Below are 22,384 nucleotides of genomic sequence, written 5' to 3' on the forward strand. Positions count from 1 at the left end.
CTCTTCGCGGGCAAGCCCGCTCCCACAGGTACAGCACACGGCTCAAAATGTGTGCGGTCTTTGTGGGAGCGGCGGTGCGGCGATCCGACGTGCCCGCGAAAGGGCCGGACCTGGCGAAAAAACTAGATGGCCTATACGGCAGGAGAAAACCGTGAGCGAACAACCTTCATCCGCACACTGGCAGTTGCACAACATCGTCAGCGGCCTGCGCGGCGCCCGTGAGCAGTGGCGCACCCGCAATGGCCGCAGTATCGGCGAGCAGGGCGGGCGCGAATTGCCGTCGCGCGAGGCGATGCGGCAGATCCTGGAGCAACTGTGCGGTGCGTTGTTCCCCATGCGCCTCGGGCCTGTGGACCTGCGTGAAGAGAGTGAAGACTTCTACGTTGGCCATACCCTGGATGCCGCGCTGACCGCCTTGCTGACTCAGGCGCGTCTGGAGTTGCGCTATGCCGCCCGGCAAAGCAAGGCTGAGCTCGCCAGCGTCGATGCCCAGGCGCTGAGCCTGATCCAGGGCTTTGCCGCCGCGCTGCCAGAACTGCGGGTGCTGCTCGACACCGACGTGCTGGCCGCCTACCACGGCGACCCGGCGGCGCGCAGCGTCGATGAAGTGCTGCTGTGCTACCCGGGCATTCTGGCGATCATCCACCACCGTCTGGCGCACTACCTGTACCAGGCCGGTTTGCCACTGCTGGCGCGGATCAGTTCGGAGCTGGCGCATTCGGCCACCGGTATCGATATTCACCCCGGGGCGCAGATTGGCCCGAGCTTCTTCATCGACCACGGTACCGGCGTGGTCATCGGCGAAACCGCGATCATCGGCGAGCGCGTGCGCATCTACCAGGCGGTGACCCTGGGCGCCAAACGCTTCCCCAGCGATGAGTCGGGGACCTTGCACAAAGGCCTGCCGCGCCATCCGATTGTCGAGGACGATGTGGTGATCTATGCCGGGGCCACGGTGCTGGGGCGCATTACCATCGGCAAAGGCTCGACCATTGGTGGCAATGTGTGGCTGACCCGCAGTGTGCCGGCGGAAAGCAACATCACCCAGGCCAACCTGCAGCTGGATTGCCAAGACAAGAATTGATCTAGCATTCGTATTGGCTGTTCCGGCCTCTTCGCGGGCTCGCCCGCTCCCACAGGGACCCCACAAATCTTGAACCTTGTGCGGTACTTGTGGGAGCGGGCAAGCCCGCGAAGAGGCCAGTGCAGGAGCACGCCAATCAGCGCCCCAATTCGCATTGAAATCCGATCCATGTTTAACTTGAACGCTTGTTCAATGTAAAAACGCTGGTCCGCTGCCGGTGTTCAACAGGAGGATTCCTTTGCTGAACCCGTTCATTACGAACCTCACGTCATTCGACGAGGTGCACGCCCGATGAGTGCACCGAACCCATCCGCCGCCAACGGCAAAATCCGCATGAACCCCCCGGTGTTCTACTTTGCGGCAAGCTTCATCCTCATCTTTGGCCTGGTGGTCATCTCCAACCCGCAAGCTGCAGGCGACTGGCTGCTGGCGGCGCAGAACTGGGCGGCCAACACGGTCGGCTGGTACTACATGTTGGCCATGACGCTGTACCTGGTCTTCGTGGTGGTCACCGCCTTGTCCGGCTACGGCAAGATCAAGCTCGGTGCCGACCACGACGAACCCGAGTTCAGTTACCTCTCGTGGGCCGGCATGCTGTTCGCCGCCGGTATCAGCATTACCCTGTTCTTTTTCTGCGTTTCCGAGCCGCTGACGCACATGCTGCAACCGCCCCAGGGCGAAGCGGGCACGGCCGAGGCCGGGCGCCAGGCGATGCAGATACTGTTCCTGCACTGGGGCCTGCATGGCTGGGGCGTATTCGCCTTTGTCGGCATGGCGCTGGCCTACTTCGCCTACCGGCACAACCTGCCGCTGGCGTTGCGTTCGGCGCTGTACCCACTGATCGGCAAGCGCATCAACGGGCCGATCGGCTATGCGGTAGACGGCTTCGGTATCATCGCCACGGTGTTCGGCCTGGGTGCCGACATGGGCTTTGGCGTACTGCACCTGAACGCCGGCCTGGACTACCTGTTCGGCATCAGCCACAGCCAGTGGGTGCAGGTGATCCTCATCACCCTGATGATGGGTGCGGCGGTTGCCGTGGCCGTTGCCGGGGTGGAGAAGGGCGTGCGGGTGATGAGCGACATCAACCTGTTCCTGGCCTGCGCGCTGCTGTTGTTCGTGCTGTTTGCCGGGCCTACCCAGCACCTGTTCAACACGCTGATCCAGAACCTTGGCGATTACCTGGGCGCCTTGCCACGCAAGAGCTTCGATGTGTATGCCTACGGTGAAAACCGTGACTGGCTGGGCGGCTGGACAGTGTTCTACTGGGCCTGGTGGATTGCCTGGGCGCCGTTCGTGGGCCTGTTCATCGCCCGTATCTCCCGTGGCCGCACCATCCGCGAGTTCGTCTTTGGCGTGCTGCTGATTCCGCTGGGCTTCACCCTGGCGTGGATGTCGATTTTCGGCAACAGCGCCCTGGACCAGGTGATCAACCACGGCATGACAGCGCTGGGCCAGTCGGCACTGGATAACCCGTCGATGAGCCTGTACCTGCTGCTGGAGACCTACCCCTGGAGCAAGGCGGTGATCGCCACCACGGTGTTCATCAGCTTCGTGTTCTTCGTGACCTCGGCGGACTCGGGCACTGTGGTGCTGTCGACCTTGTCGGCCAAGGGTGGCGACGCCGATGAGGATGGGCCGAACTGGCTGCGTATCTTCTGGGGCGCGATGACGGCGCTGATCACCAGCGCACTGCTGTTCGCGGGCAGCATCGATTCGCTGAAGTCGGCGGTGGTGCTGACCTCGTTGCCGTTCTCGCTGATTTTGCTGTGCATGATGTGGGGGCTGCACAAGGCGTTCTACCTGGAGTCGCAACGGCAGATCGCGCAGATGCACTCGCTGGCCCCGTTCGCCCAGTCACGCCGCGGCCGTGGCGGCTGGCGCCAGCGCCTGAGCCAGGCGGTGCACTTCCCGTCGCGTGACGAGGTGTACCGCTTCATGGACGACGTGGTGCGCCCGGCGATTGCCGACGTGCGCGAAGTGTTCGAGCAGAAGGGCCTGGTGCTGATCACCCAGGACGACCCGAGCCACGACAACGTCAGCCTGAAGATTGGCCATGGCGAGGAACAGCCGTTCATTTACCAGGTGCAGATGCGTGGCTACTTCACGCCATCGTTCGCCCTGGGTGGGCTGGGGACGCAGGAGTTGAAGAACCGCCGCTATTACCGGGCTGAGGTGCACCTGAGCGAAGGCAGCCAGAACTATGACCTGGTGGGCTACAGCAAGGAGCAGATCATCAACGACATCCTCGACCAGTACGAGCGGCACATGCAGTACCTGCATCTGGTCCGCTGACCAGGCTCTCCTGTCCTGGCCTCTTCGCGGGCTTGCCCGCTCCCACAGGGACGGCACCGGTTTCGAAACCTGTGTTGTACCTGTGGGAGCGGGCAAGCCCGCGAAGAGGCCGGCACAGGCAACAACTAGAAGGGTGCATCCCCCAGGATGGTCGCCCGGTGCATCACCCGCCGGTTCGGCCGGTAATCATCCACCGCAAAATGCTGGGTCACGCGGTTGTCCCAGAACGCCACATCATTCTCCTGCCAGCGCCAGCGAATGCTGAACTCCGGTCGCGTCGCATGGGCGAACAGCAGCCTCAGCAGCGCATCGCTTTCCAGCTCGCTCAGCTCATTGATGCGCGTGGTAAACCCTTCATTGACGAACAACGCCTTGCGCCCGCTCACCGGGTGCGTGCGCACCACCGGGTGCGACAGCGGTGGGTTGTTGCGCCGGGTGGCCTCCCAGCGCGCCAGGTCTTCCGGCGTGGTGCCAAAGCGCTCCAGCGGGAACGACTTGGTGAAGTCGTGGGTGGCGGTCAGCCCGTCAAGCAGCTCGCGCAGCGGCGCCGACAAGGCTTCGAAAGCCGCAATGCCGCTGGCCCACAGGGTATCGCCACCGTAAGCAGGCAACTGCTTGGCGCTTAGCACCGCGCCCAGTGCCGGGGTCGGCAAAAAGGTCACGTCGGTGTGCCACACGGCGTTGTCGCGCACATCGGTGACTGCCGTGTCGAGCACCAGCACCTGTGGGGTTTCCGGCACGTTCGGGTAGATCGGGTGGATGTGCAGGTCGCCGAAGCGTGCGGCAAAGCGCGCCTGCTGCTGCGGGTTGATCGGCTGGTCGCGGAAGAACAGCACCTGATGCTGGAGCAACGCCTGTTCAATGGCGTCGCGCTCTTCTGCAGTGATATCACGGCTGATGTCCACGCCGCTGATCTGGGCGCCGAGGGCAGGGCTGAGAGGGGTAACGGTCAGGCTCATGTCTTTTCTCGTTCTAGGCGCCGGGTTGCCGGCGTGGTCAGTCGGCAATCAGTGGCTCTGCCCGTGCCAGGGCACCAGTTTGCGTTGCAGGGCACGCAGGCTCATTTCCAGGGCGAAGGCGATCAGGGCAATCAACAGGATGCCCAGCACCACCACATCGGTGACCAGGAACTGCGCCGCCGACTGCACCATGAAGCCCAGGCCGCTGGTGGCGGCAATCAGCTCGGCGGCTACCAGGGTCGACCAGCCGACCCCCAGGCCGATGCGGATGCCGGTGAGGATGTCGGGTAACGCACTGGGCAGGATCACATGGCGGATCAGTTGGGCCTTGGTCGCGCCCAGCGACTGCGCCGCCCGCAGCTTGGCCGGGTCGACCGTGCGCACACCGGTGGCGGTGGCAATGGCGATCGGGGCGAAGATTGCCAGGTAGATCAGCAGCACCTTCGACAACTCGCCGATACCGCACCAGATGACGATCAGCGGCAGGTAGGCCAGCGGCGGGATGGGCCGGTAGAACTCGATCAGCGGGTCGAGGATGCCGCGGGCCGATGCCGACCGGGATGGCGGTCAGGGTCGCGGCCACCAGTGCCAGGCCGATGCGGCCCAGGCTGGCGCCCAGGTGCTGCCACAGGCTGGCGTCCATGTAGCCTTGGGTCAGCAGGGTCCAGGCCCTGGCCAGGATGTCACCGGGCGAAGGCAGGAACAGCGGCTCGATCCAGCCGGCGGCCGTCACCAGCCACCAGACCAGCAGCAGGCTGGCCATGGTCAGGGTGCTGATCCAGCGGGTGGACAGTGGCCGGCGCGGCTTGGCGGCTGGCCGGGTTTGGGCGTTGTGTTTGCCGGCGACCGGCAGGTCCAGGCTGCTCATGCGCGCTCCTGCAGGCTTTGGCGTTGGGAGAACACCCGCGCCAGCACATGCTCGCGGGTTTCGATGAAGGCGGGGTCGGACTTGATGGCCCGGGCTGATTCACCCGCGGCATAGCGCTGGCCGAAGTCCAGTCGCAGGCGTTCCACTACACGTCCCGGGTTGGGCGCGAGCAGTACCAGCTCGCTGGCGAGGAACACCGCTTCTTCGATGTCGTGGGTAATCAGGAACACCGGCTTGGCGGTGCGCTGCCACACCTGCAGCAGCAGCTCTTGCATCTGCTCGCGGGTGAAGGCGTCGAGGGCGCCGAACGGTTCGTCCATCAGCAATACCCGTGGGTCGGCTGCCAGCGCGCGGGCCAGGCCTACGCGCTGCTTCTGGCCACCGGACAATTGCCAGATGCGCCGTTCGCCAAAGCCATCGAGGTCGACGAGGGCGAGCATTTCACGGGCCTTGGCCTCACGCAGGGCGCGCGGCACACCGGCCAGTTCGAGGCCGAAGGCGACATTGCCCAGCACGTTCTGCCAGGGCAGCAGGGCATCGTCCTGGAACACCACGCCGCGCTCGGCACCAGGGCCCTGTACCGGTACGCAGTCGAGGGTGATGCGCCCGCCGCTGGGGGCGACAAAGCCGGCGATCAGGTTGAGCAGCGAAGTCTTGCCGCTGCCGGAAGGCCCCAGGGCCACCAGCAGCTGGCGTGGCCCCAGGCTCAGGTTGATGTCGGCCAGCACCGGGGTGCTGGCGCCGGGGTACTGTGCGCTGATGCGCTCCAGTTCGAGCAAGGCCATGACGGGCTCCGGATCAGTTTGGAAGGAACTTGGCGCTGACGTACGGCGAGTAGTCCGGCAGCACGGCGTCGACCTTGCCTTGCTGCTTGAGGAAGTTGGCCGTGTCGGTCAGTGCCTGGGTGGTCGGCGCGCCGAGGGCGTTGGCCTGGTCTGCGGCCAGCGGGTACACGTTGCCCTCCAGCAGTACCGGGATGTCGCTGGCCTTGGCGCCGGACAGCTTCACCAGCTTGTCTACGTTGCCCTTGTCGGCCAGCCAGGCTTTCGGGTCCTTGCGGTAGTCGGCGTAGGCATCGAGGGTGACCTTGGCAAAGGCCTTGACCACCTCAGGGTGCTTGTCGGCAAAGTCCTTGCGCACAATCCAGGCATCGAACGTGGGTGCGCCTTTCTTCGCCAGTTCGCCCGAGGTGATCAGCACCTTGCCGTTTTCCTTGGCCACGCCCAGCGCTGGGTCCCAGACGTAGGTGGCATCGATGTCGCCGCGCTTCCAGGCGGCAATGATGGCCGGTGGCGCCAGGTTGAGGATCTGTACCTTGGAGGGGTCGATGTTCCAGCTTTTCAGGGCGGCCAGCAGGCTGTAGTGGCCGGTGGACACAAACGGCACGGCGACCTTCTTGCCGATCAGGTCTTGCGGGGTCTTGATGCTGTCGCGGGCGACCAGCGCTTCACCGGCACCAATCTGGGTGGCGATGAGGAAGGTCTCGACCGGCAGCTTGCGGGTAGCGGCAGCGGCCAGCGGGCTGGACCCCAGGTAGCCAATTTGCACGTCGCCGCTGGCCACCGCGGTGATCACGTCGGCACCGTTATCGAATTTGCGCCAGTCGATGCTGGCGTTGCTGGCTTTTTCGTATTGGCCATCGACCTGGGCCACTTTGGCCGGGTCGACGGTGGTCTGGTAGGCCACGGTCAGGTCGGCAGCCTGGGCAAACCAGCTGGTGCTGGCGAGGGTCAGGGCGGCGAACAGGCGCAGCGGAGCGTGCGGGATCATGGTGAACCTCTCGTCAGGCAATCAGGGCGATGGATGGCGAGAAGACTAAATGATCTAAGAATTTAGAAATAAATAACTTTTTTGCATTAGCTTAGGAGCCAAATGCTTTAAGCCCAAGGGGAGCGCGGTCTTTGTAGGAGCGGCCTTGTGTCGCGATAGGGCGCGAAGCGGCCTCAGGATTTCAGCTACGCCGCAGAAATTGCCGGGGCCGCTGTGCGGCCCATCGCGACACAAGGCCGCTCCTACAGGGATCGCGCAAGCCTGCTGGTGGGGGGATGCTGCCTCATGGCGAAATCAGGAGAGCCTGCTAGGCTTTTTCGTCCCTATAGAACGATACGGTATTAGGTTATGAGCAAACGTTTGCAAATAACCTATGGTTATGAGTGGCGGGGTTGCTACAACGTTTGGCAGTAAAGGTTCCAACCATATTCCGTAAAAATCTTACGAATTCATAAAACGGTCATTTTGGATTTATAGGATTGTCATTATCCTGTAGCGCAGGTGGCGTCTTAGACCAAAGTCGCGAAACGTTTAGAAACGATTGACTTAGTGGTCACGCTTTGGGACTAAATCGCCAATCCACGGTGAGCGGGGCAACAGACCCCTCCGCCAGAGATACACAAGAATTAGAACGTAGAGGAGCAAAACATGTACAAGTCCAGCCTGGCTCTGGCCGTGGCACTGGGGGTTCTCGCCCAACAAGCAGGCGCTGCCGGTTTCGTTGAAGACAGCAAACTGTCGCTCAGCTCGCGCACCATGTACTTCAACAACGACAACCGTGATGGCGGTGCTGACAACCGCGAGTCGGGTCAGGGCTTCAAGCTCGACTACATCTCCGGCTTCACTGAAGGCACCGTTGGTTTCGGTGTAGATGCCCAGGCCCTGTGGGGTATCCACCTGGATGGCGGCCGCGGCAAGCACCCAGACAACAGCAGCTTCTTCCCGAGCGACAGCGACGGCTCTGCTGAAAGCCAGTGGGCTCGCGTTGGCGCCAACGCCAAGGCGCGCTTCTCTAAGACCGAAGTTCACTACGGTAGCGCCCTGGCGCCGAACCTGCCGATCCTGGTCTCCAACGATGGCCGTCTGCTGCCGCAAACCTTCGAGGGTGGCACCATCCAGTCGAAGGAAATCGACAACCTGACCATCAACGCCGGTCAGCTGACCCACGCCATGGGCCGTGCGTCGAGCAACCGTACCGGTCTGTCGGTAGCCGGTGCTACCCAGGACAGCAACAAGTTCCGTTACGGCGGCCTGGACTACAAGCTCACTCCAGACCTGACCCTGCAGTACTACTACTCGAACCTGGAAGACTTCTACAAGCAGCACTTCCTGGGCGCGACCCACGTGTTCAAGATCGCTGACGACCAGTCGTTCAAGACCGACCTGCGCTACTTCGACAGCAGCAGCGACGGCAAGAACGGTGAGGCCGGCTACCGCTTCAACAACAACAGTGGCTACGCCAAGAACGCTGGCGAGGTCGACAACAAGACCTGGTCCGCGATGTTCACCTACACCCTGGGTGGCCACTCGCTGCTGCTCGGCCACCAGCGCGTCAATGACGACGGTGGTTTCGTCTGGCTGAACCAGGGCAGCGTAGTTGATGGCAACGGCCGCAACGAAGGTGCCGGTGGTTCCAGCTTCTACCTGTTCACCGACAGCATGATCAACCAGTTTGCCAAGGCCGGTGAAAACACCACCTTCGGTCAGTACGCCTACGACTTCGCACGCCTGGGCGTGCCGGGCCTGAAAGCCTCGGTTTCCTACTTGAAGGGCGAAGACGGCAAGAACGCCAACGGCAACGGTACCTTCAGCGAATGGGAACGTGACGCTCGCGTCGACTACGTTATCCAGGAAGGCACCTTCAAGGGCCTGGGCGCCAGCCTGCGTCACGGCGTATACCGTGGCACCGGCACCAGCTCGCTGGCTGACCAGGATCAGACCCGTCTGATCTTCAACTACACTTACAACTTCCTGTAAGCCGTAGCTGAACAAGAAGCCTCGCCTAGTGCGAGGCTTTTTTGTGCCTGCAAATTCGTATGCATTATGGTTATAAATAAATCGTTATTTATTCTTTTTATTTTTAACCGAATGCAGGCACATTGAACCCATACGGTACAGAACCCAGCCAAGGAGCCGCAGCCCATGAGCCTCAAACTCGGCGATATCGCCCCCGATTTCGAACAGGATTCCAGCGAAGGCAAGATCCACTTCCACGAGTGGCTGGGCAACAGCTGGGGGGTATTGTTCTCCCATCCGGCCGACTTCACCCCGGTGTGCACCACCGAGCTGGGCCTGACCGCCAAACTCAAGGACGACTTCGCCAAGCGCGGGGTCAAGGCCATCGCCCTGTCGGTAGACCCGGTCGACTCGCACCATAAATGGATCGAGGACATCAACGAGACCCAGAACACCGTGGTCAACTTCCCGATCATCGCCGATGCCGACCGCAAGGTGTCCGACCTGTACGACCTGATTCACCCGAACGCCAGCGACACCCTGACCGTGCGCTCGCTGTTCGTCATCGACCCGAACAAGAAGGTGCGCCTGACCATCACCTATCCGGCCAGTACCGGGCGCAACTTCAATGAAATCCTGCGGGTGATCGACTCGCTGCAGCTGACCGACAATCACAAGGTCGCCACGCCAGGTAACTGGCAGGACGGCGACGAAGTGGTGATCGTGCCTTCGCTCAAAGACGAGGAAGAAATCAAGCAGCGTTTCCCCAAAGGTTACCGGGCGGTCAAACCCTATCTGCGTCTGACCCCACAGCCAAATCGTTAACGGATTCCTCGTTGCATTGCTCTTAGCCAAGCAGGGATTTTCGGGCCGTTTCGACGGCCCTTTTTTATGCCCGCCAGAATTGCGTGGGCCTCTTCGCGGGCACGCCCGCTCCCACAGGTTTCGGCACAAGACGCCGTCCCTGTGGGAGCGGGCATGCCCGCGAAGAGGCCCTCGAGGTTAAATACAAAAATGGAATAAACAAATGAAAAAATATGATTTCTAGATATATGTAGCAGCTGTTAATGTCTCCCTCAACAGAACACAAGGAAGCGCTGCAATGCTGGTCGTCTCAATCGGTGGTAGCCCAAGTCCTCGTTCACGCTCTGGCGTGCTGCTTGAGCGTTCGCGCCAGTGGCTGCAGGGCCGGGGCGTTGAAGTGGTGACGTTCCAGGTACGTGACTTCCCCGCCGAAGACCTGCTGCATGCCCGTTTCGACAGCCCGCATGTGCAGCACTTCCAACAGCTGGTAGCCCAGGCTGATGGCCTGATCGTTTCCACCCCGGTGTACAAGGCTTCGTTTGCCGGTGCACTGAAAACACTGCTCGACCTGCTGCCCGAACGCGCCCTGGCCCACAAGATCGTGTTGCCAATCGCCACCGGTGGCAGCATCGCCCACATGCTGGCGGTGGATTACGCATTGAAACCCGTGCTGTCGGCACTCAAGGCACAAGAGACCCTGCAAGGGATCTTCGCCGACGACAGCCAGGTGGCTTACGCAGATGGCACGAAGCCCGCGCAGTTGGTACCGGCACTGGAAGAACGCCTGCTGGACTCGCTGGAAACCTTCCACGTTGCCCTGGCCCGTCGGCCACGCCCCGTGGCCCCCGGCGTACTGAACGAACGCCTGATCAGTGCTCGCTGGAGCATCTGACCGGCACAACCCGCTTCACCACCTTACTCGCCCGACAACGAGGCAAGCAGGTGCAACCCGAACCTCATTCGCACAGGAGAGCGCCATGCGCACAGTCTTCTTGCGTCGCGGTCTGGTCGCCCTGTTTGCGGCGGCTGTGTCCTTCGGCGCCATCACCCAAGCCCAGGCCGAAAGCCTGCGTATCGGTTACCAGAAATACGGCACCCTGGTGCTGCTCAAGGCCAAAGGCACGCTGGAGAAGCGCCTGGCCGAGCAGGGCGTGCAGGTGCAGTGGACCGAATTTCCCGGCGGCCCGCAGCTGCTTGAGGGCCTGAACGTCGGTTCCATCGATTTTGGTGTTACCGGCGAGACCCCGCCCGTATTCGCCCAGGCCGCCGGCGCCGATCTGCTCTACGTGGCCTACGAGCCGCCAGCGCCGCACAGCGAGGCGATCCTGGTGCCGAAGGGTTCGCCGATCCAGTCACTCAAGGAACTCAAGGGTAAGAAAGTCGCCCTCAACAAAGGCTCCAACGTGCACTACCTGCTGGTCCGCGCCCTGGAAGACGCCGGCCTCAAGTACAGCGATATCCAGCCTGTGTACCTGCCCCCGGCCGATGCCCGCGCCGCTTTCGAACGTGGCAGCGTCGATGCCTGGGTGATCTGGGACCCGTACCAGGCCGCTGCGGAAAAACAGTTGCAGGCCCGTACCCTGCGTGACGGCAAGGGCCTGGTCGACAACCACCAGTTCTACCTGGCCACCCGCAACTACGCGACCCAGCACCCGGCGGTGATCAACACCCTGATCGAAGAAGTGCGCGCCGTGGGCGAGTGGTCCCAGGCCAACCCGCAGGAAGTGACCGATCAGGTGGCACCGCTGCTCGGCCTGCCCGCCGACATCACCCTGACCTCGGTCAAGCGCCAAGGCTACGGTGCAGCACCGCTCACCCCCGAGGTAGTGGCCGCACAACAGAAAATCGCCGACACCTTCCAGGCGCTCAAGCTGATACCCAAGCCGCTGAGCATCAAGGACGTGATCTGGACACCCCCGGCCAAGGTCGCTAGCGCGCCTTGATTGATTCGCCTGTGCCGGGGCGTCGCTCCGGCTTGAGCCACCCTTGAGGAGACAACTCCAATGAGCCTTAACATCTTCTGGTTCCTCCCTACCCACGGTGACGGCAAGTACCTGGGCACTTCCGACGGCGCACGTGCGGTCGATCACGGTTACCTGCAGCAGATCGCGCAGGCCGCCGACCGTCTGGGCTTTGGTGGGGTACTGATCCCTACCGGCCGTTCCTGCGAGGATTCCTGGCTGGTGGCAGCGTCGCTGATCCCTGTGACTCAGCACCTGAAATTCCTGGTTGCCCTGCGCCCGGGCATCATTTCGCCGACCGTGGCAGCCCGCCAGGCGGCAACCTTGGACCGTCTGTCCAATGGCCGTGCGCTGTTCAACCTGGTAACCGGTGGCGACCCGGACGAACTGGCCGGTGATGGCCTGCACCTGAACCACCAGGAGCGCTACGAAGCCTCGGTCGAGTTCACCCGTATCTGGCGCAAGGTGCTGGAAGGCGAAAACGTCGACTACGACGGCAAGCACATCCAGGTGAAGGGCGCCAAGCTGCTCTACCCGCCGATTCAGCAACCACGCCCGCCGCTGTATTTCGGCGGTTCGTCCGAGGCCGCTCAGGACCTGGCTGCCGAACAGGTCGAGTTGTACCTGACCTGGGGCGAGCCGCCGTCAGCCGTTGCCGAGAAAATCGCCAAGGTGCGCGAAAAAGCGGCTGCTCAAGGCCGTGAAGTACGCTTCGGTATCCGCCTGCACGTGATTGTGCGGGAAACCAACGAAGAAGCCTGGGCCGCCGCCGACCGCCTGATCTCGCACCTGGACGATGACACCATCGCCCGTGCCCAGGCCTCGCTGGCGCGTTTCGACTCGGTGGGCCAGCAGCGCATGGCTGCCCTGCACGGCGGCAACCGCGACAACCTGGAAGTCAGCCCCAACCTGTGGGCAGGCGTTGGCCTGGTACGTGGCGGCGCCGGTACCGCACTGGTGGGCGATGGCCCGACTGTCGCGGCGCGGGTGAAGGAATATGCCGCCCTGGGGATCGATACCTTCATCTTCTCGGGTTATCCACACCTGGAAGAGTCGTATCGCGTTGCCGAACTGCTGTTCCCGCACCTTGATGTACAGCGGCCGGAGCAACCGAAAACCGGTGGCTATGTGAGCCCGTTCGGCGAGATGGTGGCCAACGACATCCTGCCCAAATCCGTGTCGCAGAGCTGAGGGCCGGGCCATGAGTCGTGCAACTTCCTCCACCCTGACCCAGCGCCTGGCGCCGTGGGCGCTGCCGGTGCTGCTGCTGGCAGTCTGGCAGCTGGCGGTCAGCGCTGGCTGGCTGTCGACGCGCATCCTGCCGGCGCCAAGTGCAGTGGTCAGCGCCGGCGTCGAGCTGGTGCGCAGCGGCGATATCTGGACCCACCTGGCCATCAGTGGCTGGCGTGCCGGGCTGGGCTTCGTCATCGGCGGCAGCATCGGCCTGGTACTGGGCTTCATCACCGGCCTGTCGAACTGGGGCGAACGCCTGCTCGACAGTTCGGTGCAGATGATCCGCAACGTGCCGCACCTGGCGCTGATTCCGCTGGTGATCCTGTGGTTCGGTATCGACGAGTCGGCAAAGATCTTCCTCGTCGCGCTGGGCACACTGTTCCCGATCTACCTGAACACCTACCACGGTATTCGCAACGTTGACCCGGCACTGGTAGAGATGGCGCGCAGCTACGGTTTGTCCGGCTTCAGCCTGTTCCGCCAGGTGATCCTGCCGGGCGCGCTGCCATCGATCCTGGTGGGCGTGCGTTTCGCACTGGGCTTCATGTGGCTGACCCTGATTGTGGCCGAGACCATTTCGGCAAACGCCGGCATCGGTTACCTGGCGATGAACGCCCGTGAGTTCCTGCAGACCGACGTGGTGGTACTGGCCATCGTCCTGTATGCCGTGCTCGGCAAACTCGCTGACCTCGCCGCCCGTGGCCTGGAGCGTGTGTGGCTGCGCTGGCACCCGGCCTATCAAGTGGCCAAGAAGGAGGGTGCATGACTGTGCTCAAGGAACAGCCGCCACGCCTGCTGCGTGGCATCCCGCTGGCCTCCAATGGCCTGCGCAAGACCTTTGGCCAGCGCGAAGTGTTGAAGGGCATCGACCTGCACATTCCGGCGGGGCAGTTCGTCGCCATCGTCGGCCGCAGCGGCTGCGGCAAAAGCACCCTGCTGCGGCTGCTGGCCGGGCTCGACCAGCCTACGGCCGGGCAATTGCTGGCCGGTGCTGCGCCGCTGGAGGAGGCCCGTGAAGAAACCCGCCTGATGTTCCAGGACGCACGCCTGCTGCCGTGGAAGAAGGTGATCGACAACGTTGGCCTGGGCCTGTCGGGTGACTGGCGCCCACGTGCGCTGGAAGCGCTGGAAGCGGTTGGCCTGGCCGACCGCGCCAGTGAATGGCCGGCAGCCCTCTCGGGTGGCCAGAAGCAGCGCGTGGCCTTGGCCCGCGCCTTGATTCACCAGCCACGCCTGCTGCTGCTGGATGAGCCGCTGGGTGCGCTGGATGCATTGACCCGTATCGAAATGCAGCAACTGATCGAACGCCTGTGGCGTCAGCACGGTTTCACTGTGCTGCTGGTCACCCACGATGTCAGCGAGGCGGTTGCCGTGGCTGACCGGGTGATCCTGATCGAGGACGGCGAAGTCGGGCTTGACCTTACGGTCGACCTGGCACGGCCCAGGGCGCGTGGTTCGCACCGCCTGGCCGCGCTGGAAAGCGAAGTGCTCAACCGTGTTCTGTCGGCCCCGGGCACTGCGCCCGAGCCGGACCCTGTAGCCCCTCTGCCCACGCAACTGCGTTGGGCGCACTGATTGACTCACTTACCAGACCGAACCCATAGAGAAGGAATTGCATCATGACTATCAAAGCCATCAACGTCCGCAACCAGTTCAAAGGCACCGTGAAAGAAATCCTCGAAGGCCCGGTACTGTCGGAAATCGACGTGCAGACCGCCTCGGGCATCGTGACTTCGGTCATCACCACCCGCTCGGTTAAAGAGCTGGAGCTGCAGGTGGGTAGCGAAGTGATTGCCTTCGTGAAGTCGACTGAAGTGTCTATCGCCAAGCTGTGATGACAGTGACCAATGGGGCTGCTTTGCAGCCCTTCGCGGGCACGCCCGCTCCCACAGGTGCTTTGCAGGCACGGACTCTGTGGGAGCGGGCGAGCCCGCGAAGGGCCGCAACGCGGCCCCACTAATTTCAGCTGGAACGCTTGGCCAGAAACGGCGGCAGGTACAACCCCAGATACGCCTCGAACACCCGCTTGCCTTCTTCGGCCATGCGCGGGGTGATCGCCTCGTGCAGCTGCACCGACCGCGCATAAACCCGGTCGCTCAGCTCCATGGCCAGGGCAAACACATCCACATCCAGTGGCATCACCGGCAGGTGAAAATGCTGGTCGAACAACTTGTGCATCAAGTCGCCCAGTTCCATGTCGTGCTGCCGATCGGCCTGCACCACTTCGCTCAGGCCATGCTGGGCCAGAATCAGCTGCCGCGCCGCAGCATCTTCGTTGTAGATATCCAGCATGCGCTGCTCGATCAGCCGTGACAGTTGGTGCCAGGTGCTGAATGCGCTGCTGTCGAACGGTGCGCTCAGGGCTTCGCGAAATGCCCGGTGCACATCGGCCGTCAACGCTTCCAGCAAGGCCGGCACGCTGGCGAAGAAGTGATACACCGACGAGGGTGGAATCTGCGCCCGCTCGGCCACGCTGTAGATGGACAGTGCCGCCACCCCTTGTTCGGCCAGCAGCTCACGCGCAGCCGCCAGGATCGCTTCGATCCTGGCCTGGCTGCTGGCGCGCGGCTTGCGCGAGGCGACGGCGCGGCTCATCAGTTACTGATCGCCAGGATGCTGGCCTGATAGGCGCCGACGAACAGGTCGAAGTCACCGACTTCCTCCTGTTCCAGCTCAGACTGCTTGGCGAGCGATTCGCGGGCCAGTGTTTCGAACGCCTGTTGCTGTTCGTGGCTCAGGGGCTGTTCGCGGAATGTCTCGGCGTGGACACGGCTTTGGCGCAGGGAGAACTGGATGAAGGTTTCGTCGTGCTCGGTCATGCGTGCCAGCACCTGGGCCGACGGGGTGAGCGCGGCGTCATCGACCTTGGCCTGCTGGGCATCCAGCGTTTTGCCGTGGGCGTCGCCGCCTTGCGCCTGGTCGAGCAGGTCGGCCAGTGGCCGGATACGCTCGATCAGCTCGCTGGCCCAGTCCTTCAGGGTGATCGGCTGGCCGTCACGATGCAGCTCCAGGCCTGGGCGACGGCCTTCCTTGACCACGGTCAGGAAGTTGTCGGTGCACTGGCCGCATTCGCCGTTGTCCAGCTGCGGGCTGTCTTCCAGTGCGCAGAACAGCAGGAACGCATCGAGGAAGCGCGCCTCGGGCAGGTCGATACCCACCGGCAGGAACGGGTTGATGTCCAGGCAACGCACTTCCACATACTGCACGCCACGCGACGTCAGGGCCTGGATCGGCCGCTCGCCGGTGTAGGTGACGCGCTTGGGGCGGATGTTCGAGTAGTACTCGTTCTCGATCTGCAGGATGTTGGTGTTCAGTTGCACCCACTCGCCGTCCACGTGCGTGCCGACCTCGACGTAAGGCGGGTAGGGCGTGCCCACGGCCTTGCGCAGGCTGTCGGTGTAGCTGGCCAGGTTGTTGTAGCACGGCGTCAGGCCGGCCTGGGCGTTGCTCTGGTAGCCCAGGTCGCTCATGCGCAGGCTGGTGGCGTAGGGCAGGAACAGGGTTTCGGCGTCCAGCTCTTCGAGCTGGTGCGGGCGGCCACGCAGGAAGCCTTTGTCCAGCGCTGGCGACGCGCCGAACAGGTACATCAGCAGCCAGCTGTAGCGGCGGAAGTTGCGGATCAGCGCGATGTAGGCCGACGACTGGTAGTCGCGGTTGTCTTGCGTGCTGCCTTCGGCTTCGCGCAGCAGCGGCCACAGGGCTTCGGGCAGCGAGAAGTTGTAATGGATACCGGCGATGCACTGCATGGTGCGGCCGTAGCGCAGGGCCAGGCCCTTGCGGTAGACGTGCTTGAGCTTGCCGATGTTCGAGCTGCCGTACTCGGCGATCGGGATGTCCTCCTCGGCCGGCAGCGTGCACGGCATCGACGGGCTCCACAGGTATTCGTCGCCCAGCTTGCTGTAGACGAAACGGTGGGTCTGTTCGAGGCTTTCGAGCACTTTGGCCGGGTCGGGCAGGGCTGGGGTGATGAACTCCAGCAGCGACTCGGAATAATCAGTGGTGATCTGCTCGTTGGTCAGCGCCGACCCCAGAGCTTCCGGGTGCGGGGTCTGGGCCAGGCGACCTTCGTCGGTCACGCGCAGGCATTCGCGCTCAATACCGTGCAGGCACTGCTTGAGCAGGGGGAGATTGGCGCCGAGCAGGCTCAGGCGGCGGTTGAGGAGTTCGCTCAAGATGTATTCCTTCACGCGTCAGTCGCCCCAATATGGGGGTAGAGATAACGGTCTACAAGGGTAGGAAGAAAGGAACTGGCGTTGTCGCCTGGTTTACGCGGTTCCAGCAGTGCCAGCGCACTGCTGAAAATACCGCAGATACGGCTTGGTGAGCTAGAGAACCGCGAAGGTTCCTTGCGCTTTTGCCACCAGCTTGTCGCCTTGGACTACGTCGGCGTCGACCACCAGGGTACGCCGCCCGGCGTGCAGCACACGGGCGGTACACAGCACTTCACCGTCGCTGACGGCGCGCATGTAGTTGATCTTGCACTCGATGGTGACGCTTTGCTGGTCAAAGCCATGGCTGGCCGAGCAGGCCAGGCCCATGGCGATGTCCACCAGGCTGAAGATCGCCCCGCCGTGCAGCTTCTGGCCACGGTTGCGCAAGTGCGGCTCAAGGGCCAGGGCCACCTCTGCAACACCGGTGTCCAGGCGTTGCAGGCGGCAGCCCAGCAGCTGGCTGAAGGCGCTTTCGACGTATTCGCGGGGTACGTCCATCACTTCTTCTTCAACTGCTTGGCGTTGGCGAACAGCGAGGCCATGGCGTTGTTGGCCGGTGCGGCAGTGGCGGTTTCACGCGGGCGTGGGGCCTGCTGCTGGCGGTTGCCGCCGTTGCCACGGTTACCACCACGGTTGCCTTCGACCTTTTCACCCGGGGTGTCACCCATGCGCATGGACAGGCCGACGCGCTTGCGCGGGATGTCCACTTCCATGACCTTGACCTTGACCACGTCGCCGGCCTTGACCGCTTCACGCGGGTCTTTGATGAACTTCTCCGACAGCGCCGAGATGTGCACCAGGCCGTCCTGGTGCACGCCGATGTCGACGAAGGCACCGAAGTTGGTGACGTTGGTTACCACGCCTTCCAGGATCATGCCGGGTTCGAGGTCCTTGAGGTCTTCGACGCCGTCCTGGAAGGTGGCGGTCTTGAACTCGGGGCGTGGGTCGCGGCCAGGCTTGTCCAGCTCTTGCAGGATGTCGGTGACGGTCGGCAGGCCGAAGGACTCGTCGGTGAACTTCTTCGGGTCCAGGCGCTTGAGGAAGCTGCTGTCGCCGATCAGCGAGCGGATGTCGCGGTCGGTGCCGGCGGCGATGCGCTGCACCAGCGGGTAGGCCTCAGGGTGCACTGCGGAGGCGTCCAGCGGGTTGTCGCCGTTCATCACCCGCAGGAAGCCGGCGGCCTGTTCGAAGGTTTTTTCACCCAGGCGGCTGACTTTTTTCAGCGCTGCACGGGTGGCGAACGGGCCGTTGGCATCGCGGTGGGCAACGATGTTCTGTGCCAGTGTGGCGTTGAGGCCAGAGATACGGGTCAGCAGCGCCACTGAGGCGGTGTTCACGTCCACGCCCACGGCGTTCACGCAGTCCTCGACCACGGCGTCCAGGCCACGCGCCAGTTTCAGCTGGGACACGTCGTGCTGGTACTGGCCGACACCGATGGATTTCGGGTCGATCTTCACCAGCTCCGCCAGCGGGTCCTGCAGGCGGCGGGCAATCGACACGGCGCCACGGATCGACACGTCCAGGTCCGGGAACTCGCGAGCGGCCAGTTCCGATGCCGAGTACACCGACGCGCCGGCTTCAGAGACCATGATCTTGGTGATTTTCAGTGCTGGGTATTTTTTGACCAGTTCGGCCACCAGCTTGTCGCTTTCGCGGCTGGCGGTGCCGTTGCCGATGGCGATCAGCTCTACCGAGTGCTTGGCGCACAGTGCGGCCATGATGGAAATGGTGCGGTCCCAGTCATTCTTCGGCGCGTGCGGGTACACCGTGGTGTAGTCCAGCAGCTTGCCGGTGGCATCGACCACGGCGATTTTGCAACCGGTGCGCAGGCCCGGGTCAAAGCCCAAGGTGGCGCGCGGGCCGGCCGGGGCGGCCAGCAGCAGGTCGTGCAGGTTGTGGGCGAACACGTTGATCGCCTCGCCTTCGGCGTTTTCGCGCAGTTCGCCGAACAGGTCGGTTTCCAGGTGGGTGTACAGCTTGACCTTCCAGGTCCAGCGCACCACCTCGCCCAGCCACTTGTCGGCCGGGCGGCTGCGGTTTTCAACGCCGACGTGGTTGCCGATCATCACTTCGCACGGGTGCAGGGTGCCAGGCAGTTCTTCGCCCACTTTCAGCGAAGCGCTCAGCACGCCTTCGTTGCGCCCGCGGAAAATCGCCAGGGCACGGTGCGACGGGGCGTTGCGCAGCAGTTCGTCGTGGGCGAAGTAGTCGCGGAACTTGGCGCCTTCTTCTTCCTTGCCGGCCACCACACGGGCACTGAGCACCGAATCCTGCTTGAGGAAGCTGCGCAGCTTGTCGAGCAGGGCGGCGTCTTCGGCGAAGCGCTCCATGAGGATGTATTTGGCACCTTCCAGCGCGGCCTTGACGTCGGCTACGCCTTTTTCGGCGTCGACGAAGCGTGCGGCTTCGCTTTCCGGGGCCAGGGTCGGGTCGTTGAACAGGCCGTCGGCCAGTTCGCCCAGGCCGGCTTCCAGGGCGATCTGGCCCTTGGTGCGGCGCTTCTGTTTGTACGGCAGGTACAGGTCTTCGAGGCGGGTCTTGGTGTCGGCCAGCTTGATTTCGCGGGCCAGTTCCGGGGTCAGCTTGCCCTGTTCCTCGATGCTGGCCAGGATGCTGGCGCGACGGTCGTCGAGTTCGCGCAGGTAGCGCAGGCGCTCTTCCAGATGGCGCAGCTGGGTGTCGTCCAGGCTACCGGTCACTTCCTTGCGGTAACGGGCGATGAAGGGCACGGTCGAGCCTTCGTCCAACAGGCCCACGGCCGCCTCGACCTGCTGGGGGCGTACGCCCAGTTCCTCGGCGATACGGCTGTTGATGCTGTCCATGTAAACCACCTGACATTTGTGAATACGGGGGTCGCCTGTGGGCTTTTCGCCCGGCGGCGCTGGATGAAAGCCGCGCATTATACCCATCGCAATCGGCTTGCGGTGATGGCGCCCAGCCAGCTGGAACTGGCGCCGGGGGAAAAATCTGCTAACAATGCTCACGCAACGTGCAGCAATGGCTACGCCATAATGCGCGGCGAAATCAGAGGAGTTATTCATGACCGGCACCGCAAACACCGCTGAAGGTGACAAGATTCTCATCGTCGACGACGATCCGGGGCTTAGCAGCCTGCTGGAACGTTTCTTCACCAGCAAGGGCTACCGTGCCCGTGCGGTGCCCAACACCGAGCAGATGGACCGCCTGCTGCAGCGCGAGGTCTTCAACCTGGTGGTGCTCGACCTGATGCTGCCGGGCGAGGACGGCCTGTCCGCGTGCAAGCGCCTGCGCCAGCAAAACAACCAGATCCCGATCATCATGCTCACCGCCAAGGGCGACGAGCTGAGCCGTATCAAGGGCCTGGAACTGGGCGCTGACGACTACCTGGGCAAGCCGTTCAACCCGGACGAGCTGATGGCCCGGGTCAAGGCTGTGCTGCGCCGTCAGGCTCCTGCCGTGCCGGGTGCGCCGGGCAGTGAGGACGAATCGGTCACCTTCGGCGACTATGAGCTGTCGCTGGCGACCCGCGAACTCAAGCGTGGCGATGAAGTGCACATGCTCACCACCGGCGAGTTTGCCGTGCTCAAGGCCCTGGTGATGCACGCCCGCGAGCCGCTGACCCGCGACAAGCTGATGAACCTGGCCCGTGGCCGTGAGTGGGATGCACTGGAGCGCTCCATCGACGTGCAGATCTCGCGCCTGCGCCGCATGATCGAGCCGGACCCGTCCAAGCCGCGTTACATCCAGACCGTCTGGGGCGTGGGTTACGTGTTCGTGCCAGACGGAAACGCAGGTAAATGATGCCGCGTCGTCCATGAAAACGCCGCTCTGGTTTCCGCAGAGTTTCTTCGCCCGCACCCTGTGGCTGGTGTTGATCGTCGTCCTGTTCAGCAAGGCCTTGACCCTGGTCTACCTGCTGATGAACGAGGACGTGCTGGTCGACCGTCAGTACAGCCACGGTGTGGCGCTGACCTTGCGCGCCTATTGGGCTGCCGACGAAGAAAACCGCGACAAGATTGCCGAGGCGGCGGGCCTTATCCGCGTGACCGGCTCGGGTGTGCCCGAGGGTGAGCAGCACTGGCCCTACAGCGAAATCTACCAACGGCAGATGCAGGCGGAGCTGGGCGAAGACACCGAGGTACGGCTGCGCATTCATGCGCCACCGGCGTTGTGGGTCAATGCGCCAAGCCTGGGCCCCGGCTGGCTGAAAGTGCCGCTGTACCCGCACCCGCTGCGTGGGCAGAAAATCTGGAACGTGCTGGGTTGGTTCCTGGCCATCGGCCTGTTGTCCACAGCCTCGGCCTGGATCTTCGTGCGCCAGTTGAACCAGCCGCTCAAGCGCCTGGTGTTCGCTGCTCGTCAGCTGGGCCAGGGGCGCAGCGTGCGCCTGCCGATCAGCGATACGCCCAGCGAGATGACCGAGGTGTACAAGGCCTTCAACCAGATGGCCGAAGATGTCGAGCAAGCCGGGCGCGAGCGCGAGCTGATGCTGGCCGGGGTGTCCCACGACCTGCGCACACCGTTGACGCGTCTGCGCCTGTCGTTGTCCTTGCTGAACAGCGACAGCGACTTGAGTGACGACATGGTCCGCGATATCGAGGACATGGATGCGATCCTCGATCAGTTCCTGGCCTTCATCCGCGATGGCCGTGACGAGCCGGTGGAAGAGGTCGACCTGGCTGACCTGGTGCGTGAAGTGGTGGCGCCGTACAACCAGCCGAAAGAACGGGTGCGCCTGTGCCTGGAGCCCATCCCGCCGTTCCCGCTGCGCCGCGTTTCGCTCAAGCGCATGCTGGGCAACCTGATCGGCAACGCCCTGCACCATGCCGGCAAGGGCGTGGAAGTGGCTGCCTATGTGTCGGGTGACGAGAGTGCGCCTTATGTGGTGCTGAGTGTGCTGGACCGTGGCACCGGGATCGACGAGTCAGAACTGGAGACCATCTTCAACCCGTTCATTCGTGGGGACCGTGCACGGGGCGGCAAGGGCACCGGGCTGGGGCTGGCGATCGTCAAGCGCATCGCGGCCCAGCATGGCGGGAATGTGGAGCTGCGTAACCGGTCTGGTGGCGGCATCGAGGCGCGGGTGCGGTTGCCGCTGGGGTTGTTGTTGCCGCGTAATGCTGTGTGAGCTTCACTGGCCTATTCGCGGGCAAGCCCTCTCCTACATGGGTGCGGTATGCCTGTAGGCGTGCTGCTTGAGTGCGATCGACGGCGTAGCCGTCGTAAACCGGCTATTGCATTGTGCCTGGAAAAACGCGGCGCCT

At 63.3% G+C, this 22,384-nt stretch carries 19 protein-coding genes and 1 pseudogene; 12 read left to right on the forward strand and 8 right to left on the reverse strand.

Annotated elements, in window-relative coordinates:
• Positions 1 to 151 precede the first annotated feature (151 nt).
• Positions 152 to 1,084, forward strand: coding sequence for a serine O-acetyltransferase EpsC (gene epsC / locus AK81_RS15750; protein ID WP_043200289.1), 933 nt, complete (start codon positions 152 to 154; stop codon positions 1,082 to 1,084).
• A 291-nt stretch (positions 1,085 to 1,375) separates the two neighbouring features.
• Positions 1,376 to 3,379 (forward strand): choline transporter BetT, encoded by a 2,004-nt coding sequence (gene betT, locus AK81_RS15755; protein ID WP_043200290.1) that lies wholly within the window; start codon positions 1,376 to 1,378, stop codon positions 3,377 to 3,379.
• Between the two features lie 125 nt (positions 3,380 to 3,504).
• On the opposite strand, the gene tauD is transcribed toward betT, so the two are convergent.
• The 4 genes and pseudogenes from tauD to tauA form a co-directional block, all read right to left on the reverse strand.
• Complete coding sequence (gene tauD / locus AK81_RS15760; RefSeq protein ID WP_043200291.1) at positions 3,505 to 4,338, reverse strand: taurine dioxygenase; 834 nt, start codon at positions 4,336 to 4,338, stop codon at positions 3,505 to 3,507.
• Between the two features lie 48 nt (positions 4,339 to 4,386).
• A pseudogene (gene tauC, locus AK81_RS15765) lies at positions 4,387 to 5,206 on the reverse strand (taurine ABC transporter permease TauC).
• The gene (gene tauB, locus AK81_RS15770; RefSeq protein WP_043200292.1) at positions 5,203 to 5,991 is read right to left on the reverse strand and encodes a taurine ABC transporter ATP-binding subunit; all 789 of its coding nucleotides are present in this window, start codon (positions 5,989 to 5,991) and stop codon (positions 5,203 to 5,205) included. The pseudogene tauC and the gene tauB overlap by 4 nt, the downstream one beginning before the upstream one ends.
• Before the next feature lie 13 nt (positions 5,992 to 6,004).
• Positions 6,005 to 6,976: a taurine ABC transporter substrate-binding protein gene (gene tauA / locus AK81_RS15775; RefSeq protein ID WP_043200293.1), complete on the reverse strand. Its 972-nt coding sequence runs from the start codon at positions 6,974 to 6,976 to the stop codon at positions 6,005 to 6,007.
• Positions 6,977 to 7,624: 648 nt separating this feature from the next.
• Here tauA and AK81_RS15780 point away from each other — a divergent pair.
• From AK81_RS15780 to AK81_RS15815, 8 genes are all read left to right on the forward strand, one after another.
• Positions 7,625 to 8,953, forward strand: coding sequence for an OprD family porin (locus AK81_RS15780; RefSeq protein ID WP_043200294.1), 1,329 nt, complete (start codon positions 7,625 to 7,627; stop codon positions 8,951 to 8,953).
• Between the two features lie 165 nt (positions 8,954 to 9,118).
• Positions 9,119 to 9,757 (forward strand): peroxiredoxin, encoded by a 639-nt coding sequence (locus tag AK81_RS15785; protein ID WP_043200295.1) that lies wholly within the window; start codon positions 9,119 to 9,121, stop codon positions 9,755 to 9,757.
• A 277-nt stretch (positions 9,758 to 10,034) separates the two neighbouring features.
• Positions 10,035 to 10,628, forward strand: a complete 594-nt coding sequence (gene ssuE / locus AK81_RS15790; RefSeq protein WP_043200296.1) for an NADPH-dependent FMN reductase — start codon at positions 10,035 to 10,037, stop codon at positions 10,626 to 10,628.
• Positions 10,629 to 10,713: 85 nt separating this feature from the next.
• Positions 10,714 to 11,679 carry a sulfonate ABC transporter substrate-binding protein gene (locus tag AK81_RS15795; RefSeq protein WP_043200359.1) on the forward strand — a complete coding sequence of 322 codons (966 nt, stop codon included), beginning with the start codon at positions 10,714 to 10,716 and terminating at the stop codon, positions 11,677 to 11,679.
• A 60-nt stretch (positions 11,680 to 11,739) separates the two neighbouring features.
• Positions 11,740 to 12,888 carry an FMNH2-dependent alkanesulfonate monooxygenase gene (gene ssuD, locus AK81_RS15800; RefSeq protein ID WP_043200297.1) on the forward strand — a complete coding sequence of 383 codons (1,149 nt, stop codon included), beginning with the start codon at positions 11,740 to 11,742 and terminating at the stop codon, positions 12,886 to 12,888.
• A 10-nt stretch (positions 12,889 to 12,898) separates the two neighbouring features.
• Positions 12,899 to 13,696: an aliphatic sulfonate ABC transporter permease SsuC gene (gene ssuC, locus AK81_RS15805; RefSeq protein ID WP_043200298.1), complete on the forward strand. Its 798-nt coding sequence runs from the start codon at positions 12,899 to 12,901 to the stop codon at positions 13,694 to 13,696.
• Positions 13,693 to 14,505, forward strand: coding sequence for an aliphatic sulfonates ABC transporter ATP-binding protein (gene ssuB, locus AK81_RS15810; RefSeq protein ID WP_043200299.1), 813 nt, complete (start codon positions 13,693 to 13,695; stop codon positions 14,503 to 14,505). Before ssuC ends, ssuB begins: the two co-directional genes overlap by 4 nt.
• A 44-nt stretch (positions 14,506 to 14,549) precedes the next feature.
• On the forward strand, positions 14,550 to 14,765 hold the full coding sequence (locus AK81_RS15815) for a TOBE domain-containing protein (RefSeq protein ID WP_008095172.1): 216 nt from the start codon (positions 14,550 to 14,552) through the stop codon (positions 14,763 to 14,765).
• Positions 14,766 to 14,892: 127 nt separating this feature from the next.
• On the opposite strand, the gene AK81_RS15820 is transcribed toward AK81_RS15815, so the two are convergent.
• From AK81_RS15820 to AK81_RS15835, 4 genes are all read right to left on the reverse strand, one after another.
• Positions 14,893 to 15,525: a TetR/AcrR family transcriptional regulator gene (locus AK81_RS15820; RefSeq protein WP_043200300.1), complete on the reverse strand. Its 633-nt coding sequence runs from the start codon at positions 15,523 to 15,525 to the stop codon at positions 14,893 to 14,895.
• Complete coding sequence (gene gshA / locus AK81_RS15825; protein ID WP_162491977.1) at positions 15,525 to 17,102, reverse strand: glutamate--cysteine ligase; 1,578 nt, start codon at positions 17,100 to 17,102, stop codon at positions 15,525 to 15,527. The genes AK81_RS15820 and gshA overlap by 1 nt, the downstream gene beginning before the upstream one ends.
• Positions 17,103 to 17,255: 153 nt before the next feature.
• Positions 17,256 to 17,639: a PaaI family thioesterase gene (locus tag AK81_RS15830; RefSeq protein ID WP_012270050.1), complete on the reverse strand. Its 384-nt coding sequence runs from the start codon at positions 17,637 to 17,639 to the stop codon at positions 17,256 to 17,258.
• A complete protein-coding gene (locus tag AK81_RS15835; RefSeq protein WP_043200302.1) occupies positions 17,639 to 19,963 on the reverse strand; it encodes a Tex family protein in 2,325 nt (774 codons plus the stop codon). The genes AK81_RS15830 and AK81_RS15835 overlap by 1 nt, the downstream gene beginning before the upstream one ends.
• 217 nt (positions 19,964 to 20,180) lie before the next feature.
• Here AK81_RS15835 and ompR point away from each other — a divergent pair, with 217 nt between their 5' ends.
• Positions 20,181 to 20,921, forward strand: a complete 741-nt coding sequence (ompR, locus tag AK81_RS15840) for a two-component system response regulator OmpR (RefSeq protein WP_016484407.1) — start codon at positions 20,181 to 20,183, stop codon at positions 20,919 to 20,921.
• A gap of 13 nt (positions 20,922 to 20,934) precedes the next feature.
• Entirely contained in the window at positions 20,935 to 22,248 is a 1,314-nt protein-coding gene (locus AK81_RS15845) for an ATP-binding protein (protein ID WP_043200303.1), read from the forward strand.
• The last annotated feature ends 136 nt before the right edge of the window (positions 22,249 to 22,384 follow it).

The sequence above is a fragment of the Pseudomonas putida W15Oct28 genome, assembly GCF_000708715.2.
GTDB classification, from domain to species: domain Bacteria; phylum Pseudomonadota; class Gammaproteobacteria; order Pseudomonadales; family Pseudomonadaceae; genus Aquipseudomonas; species Aquipseudomonas putida_R.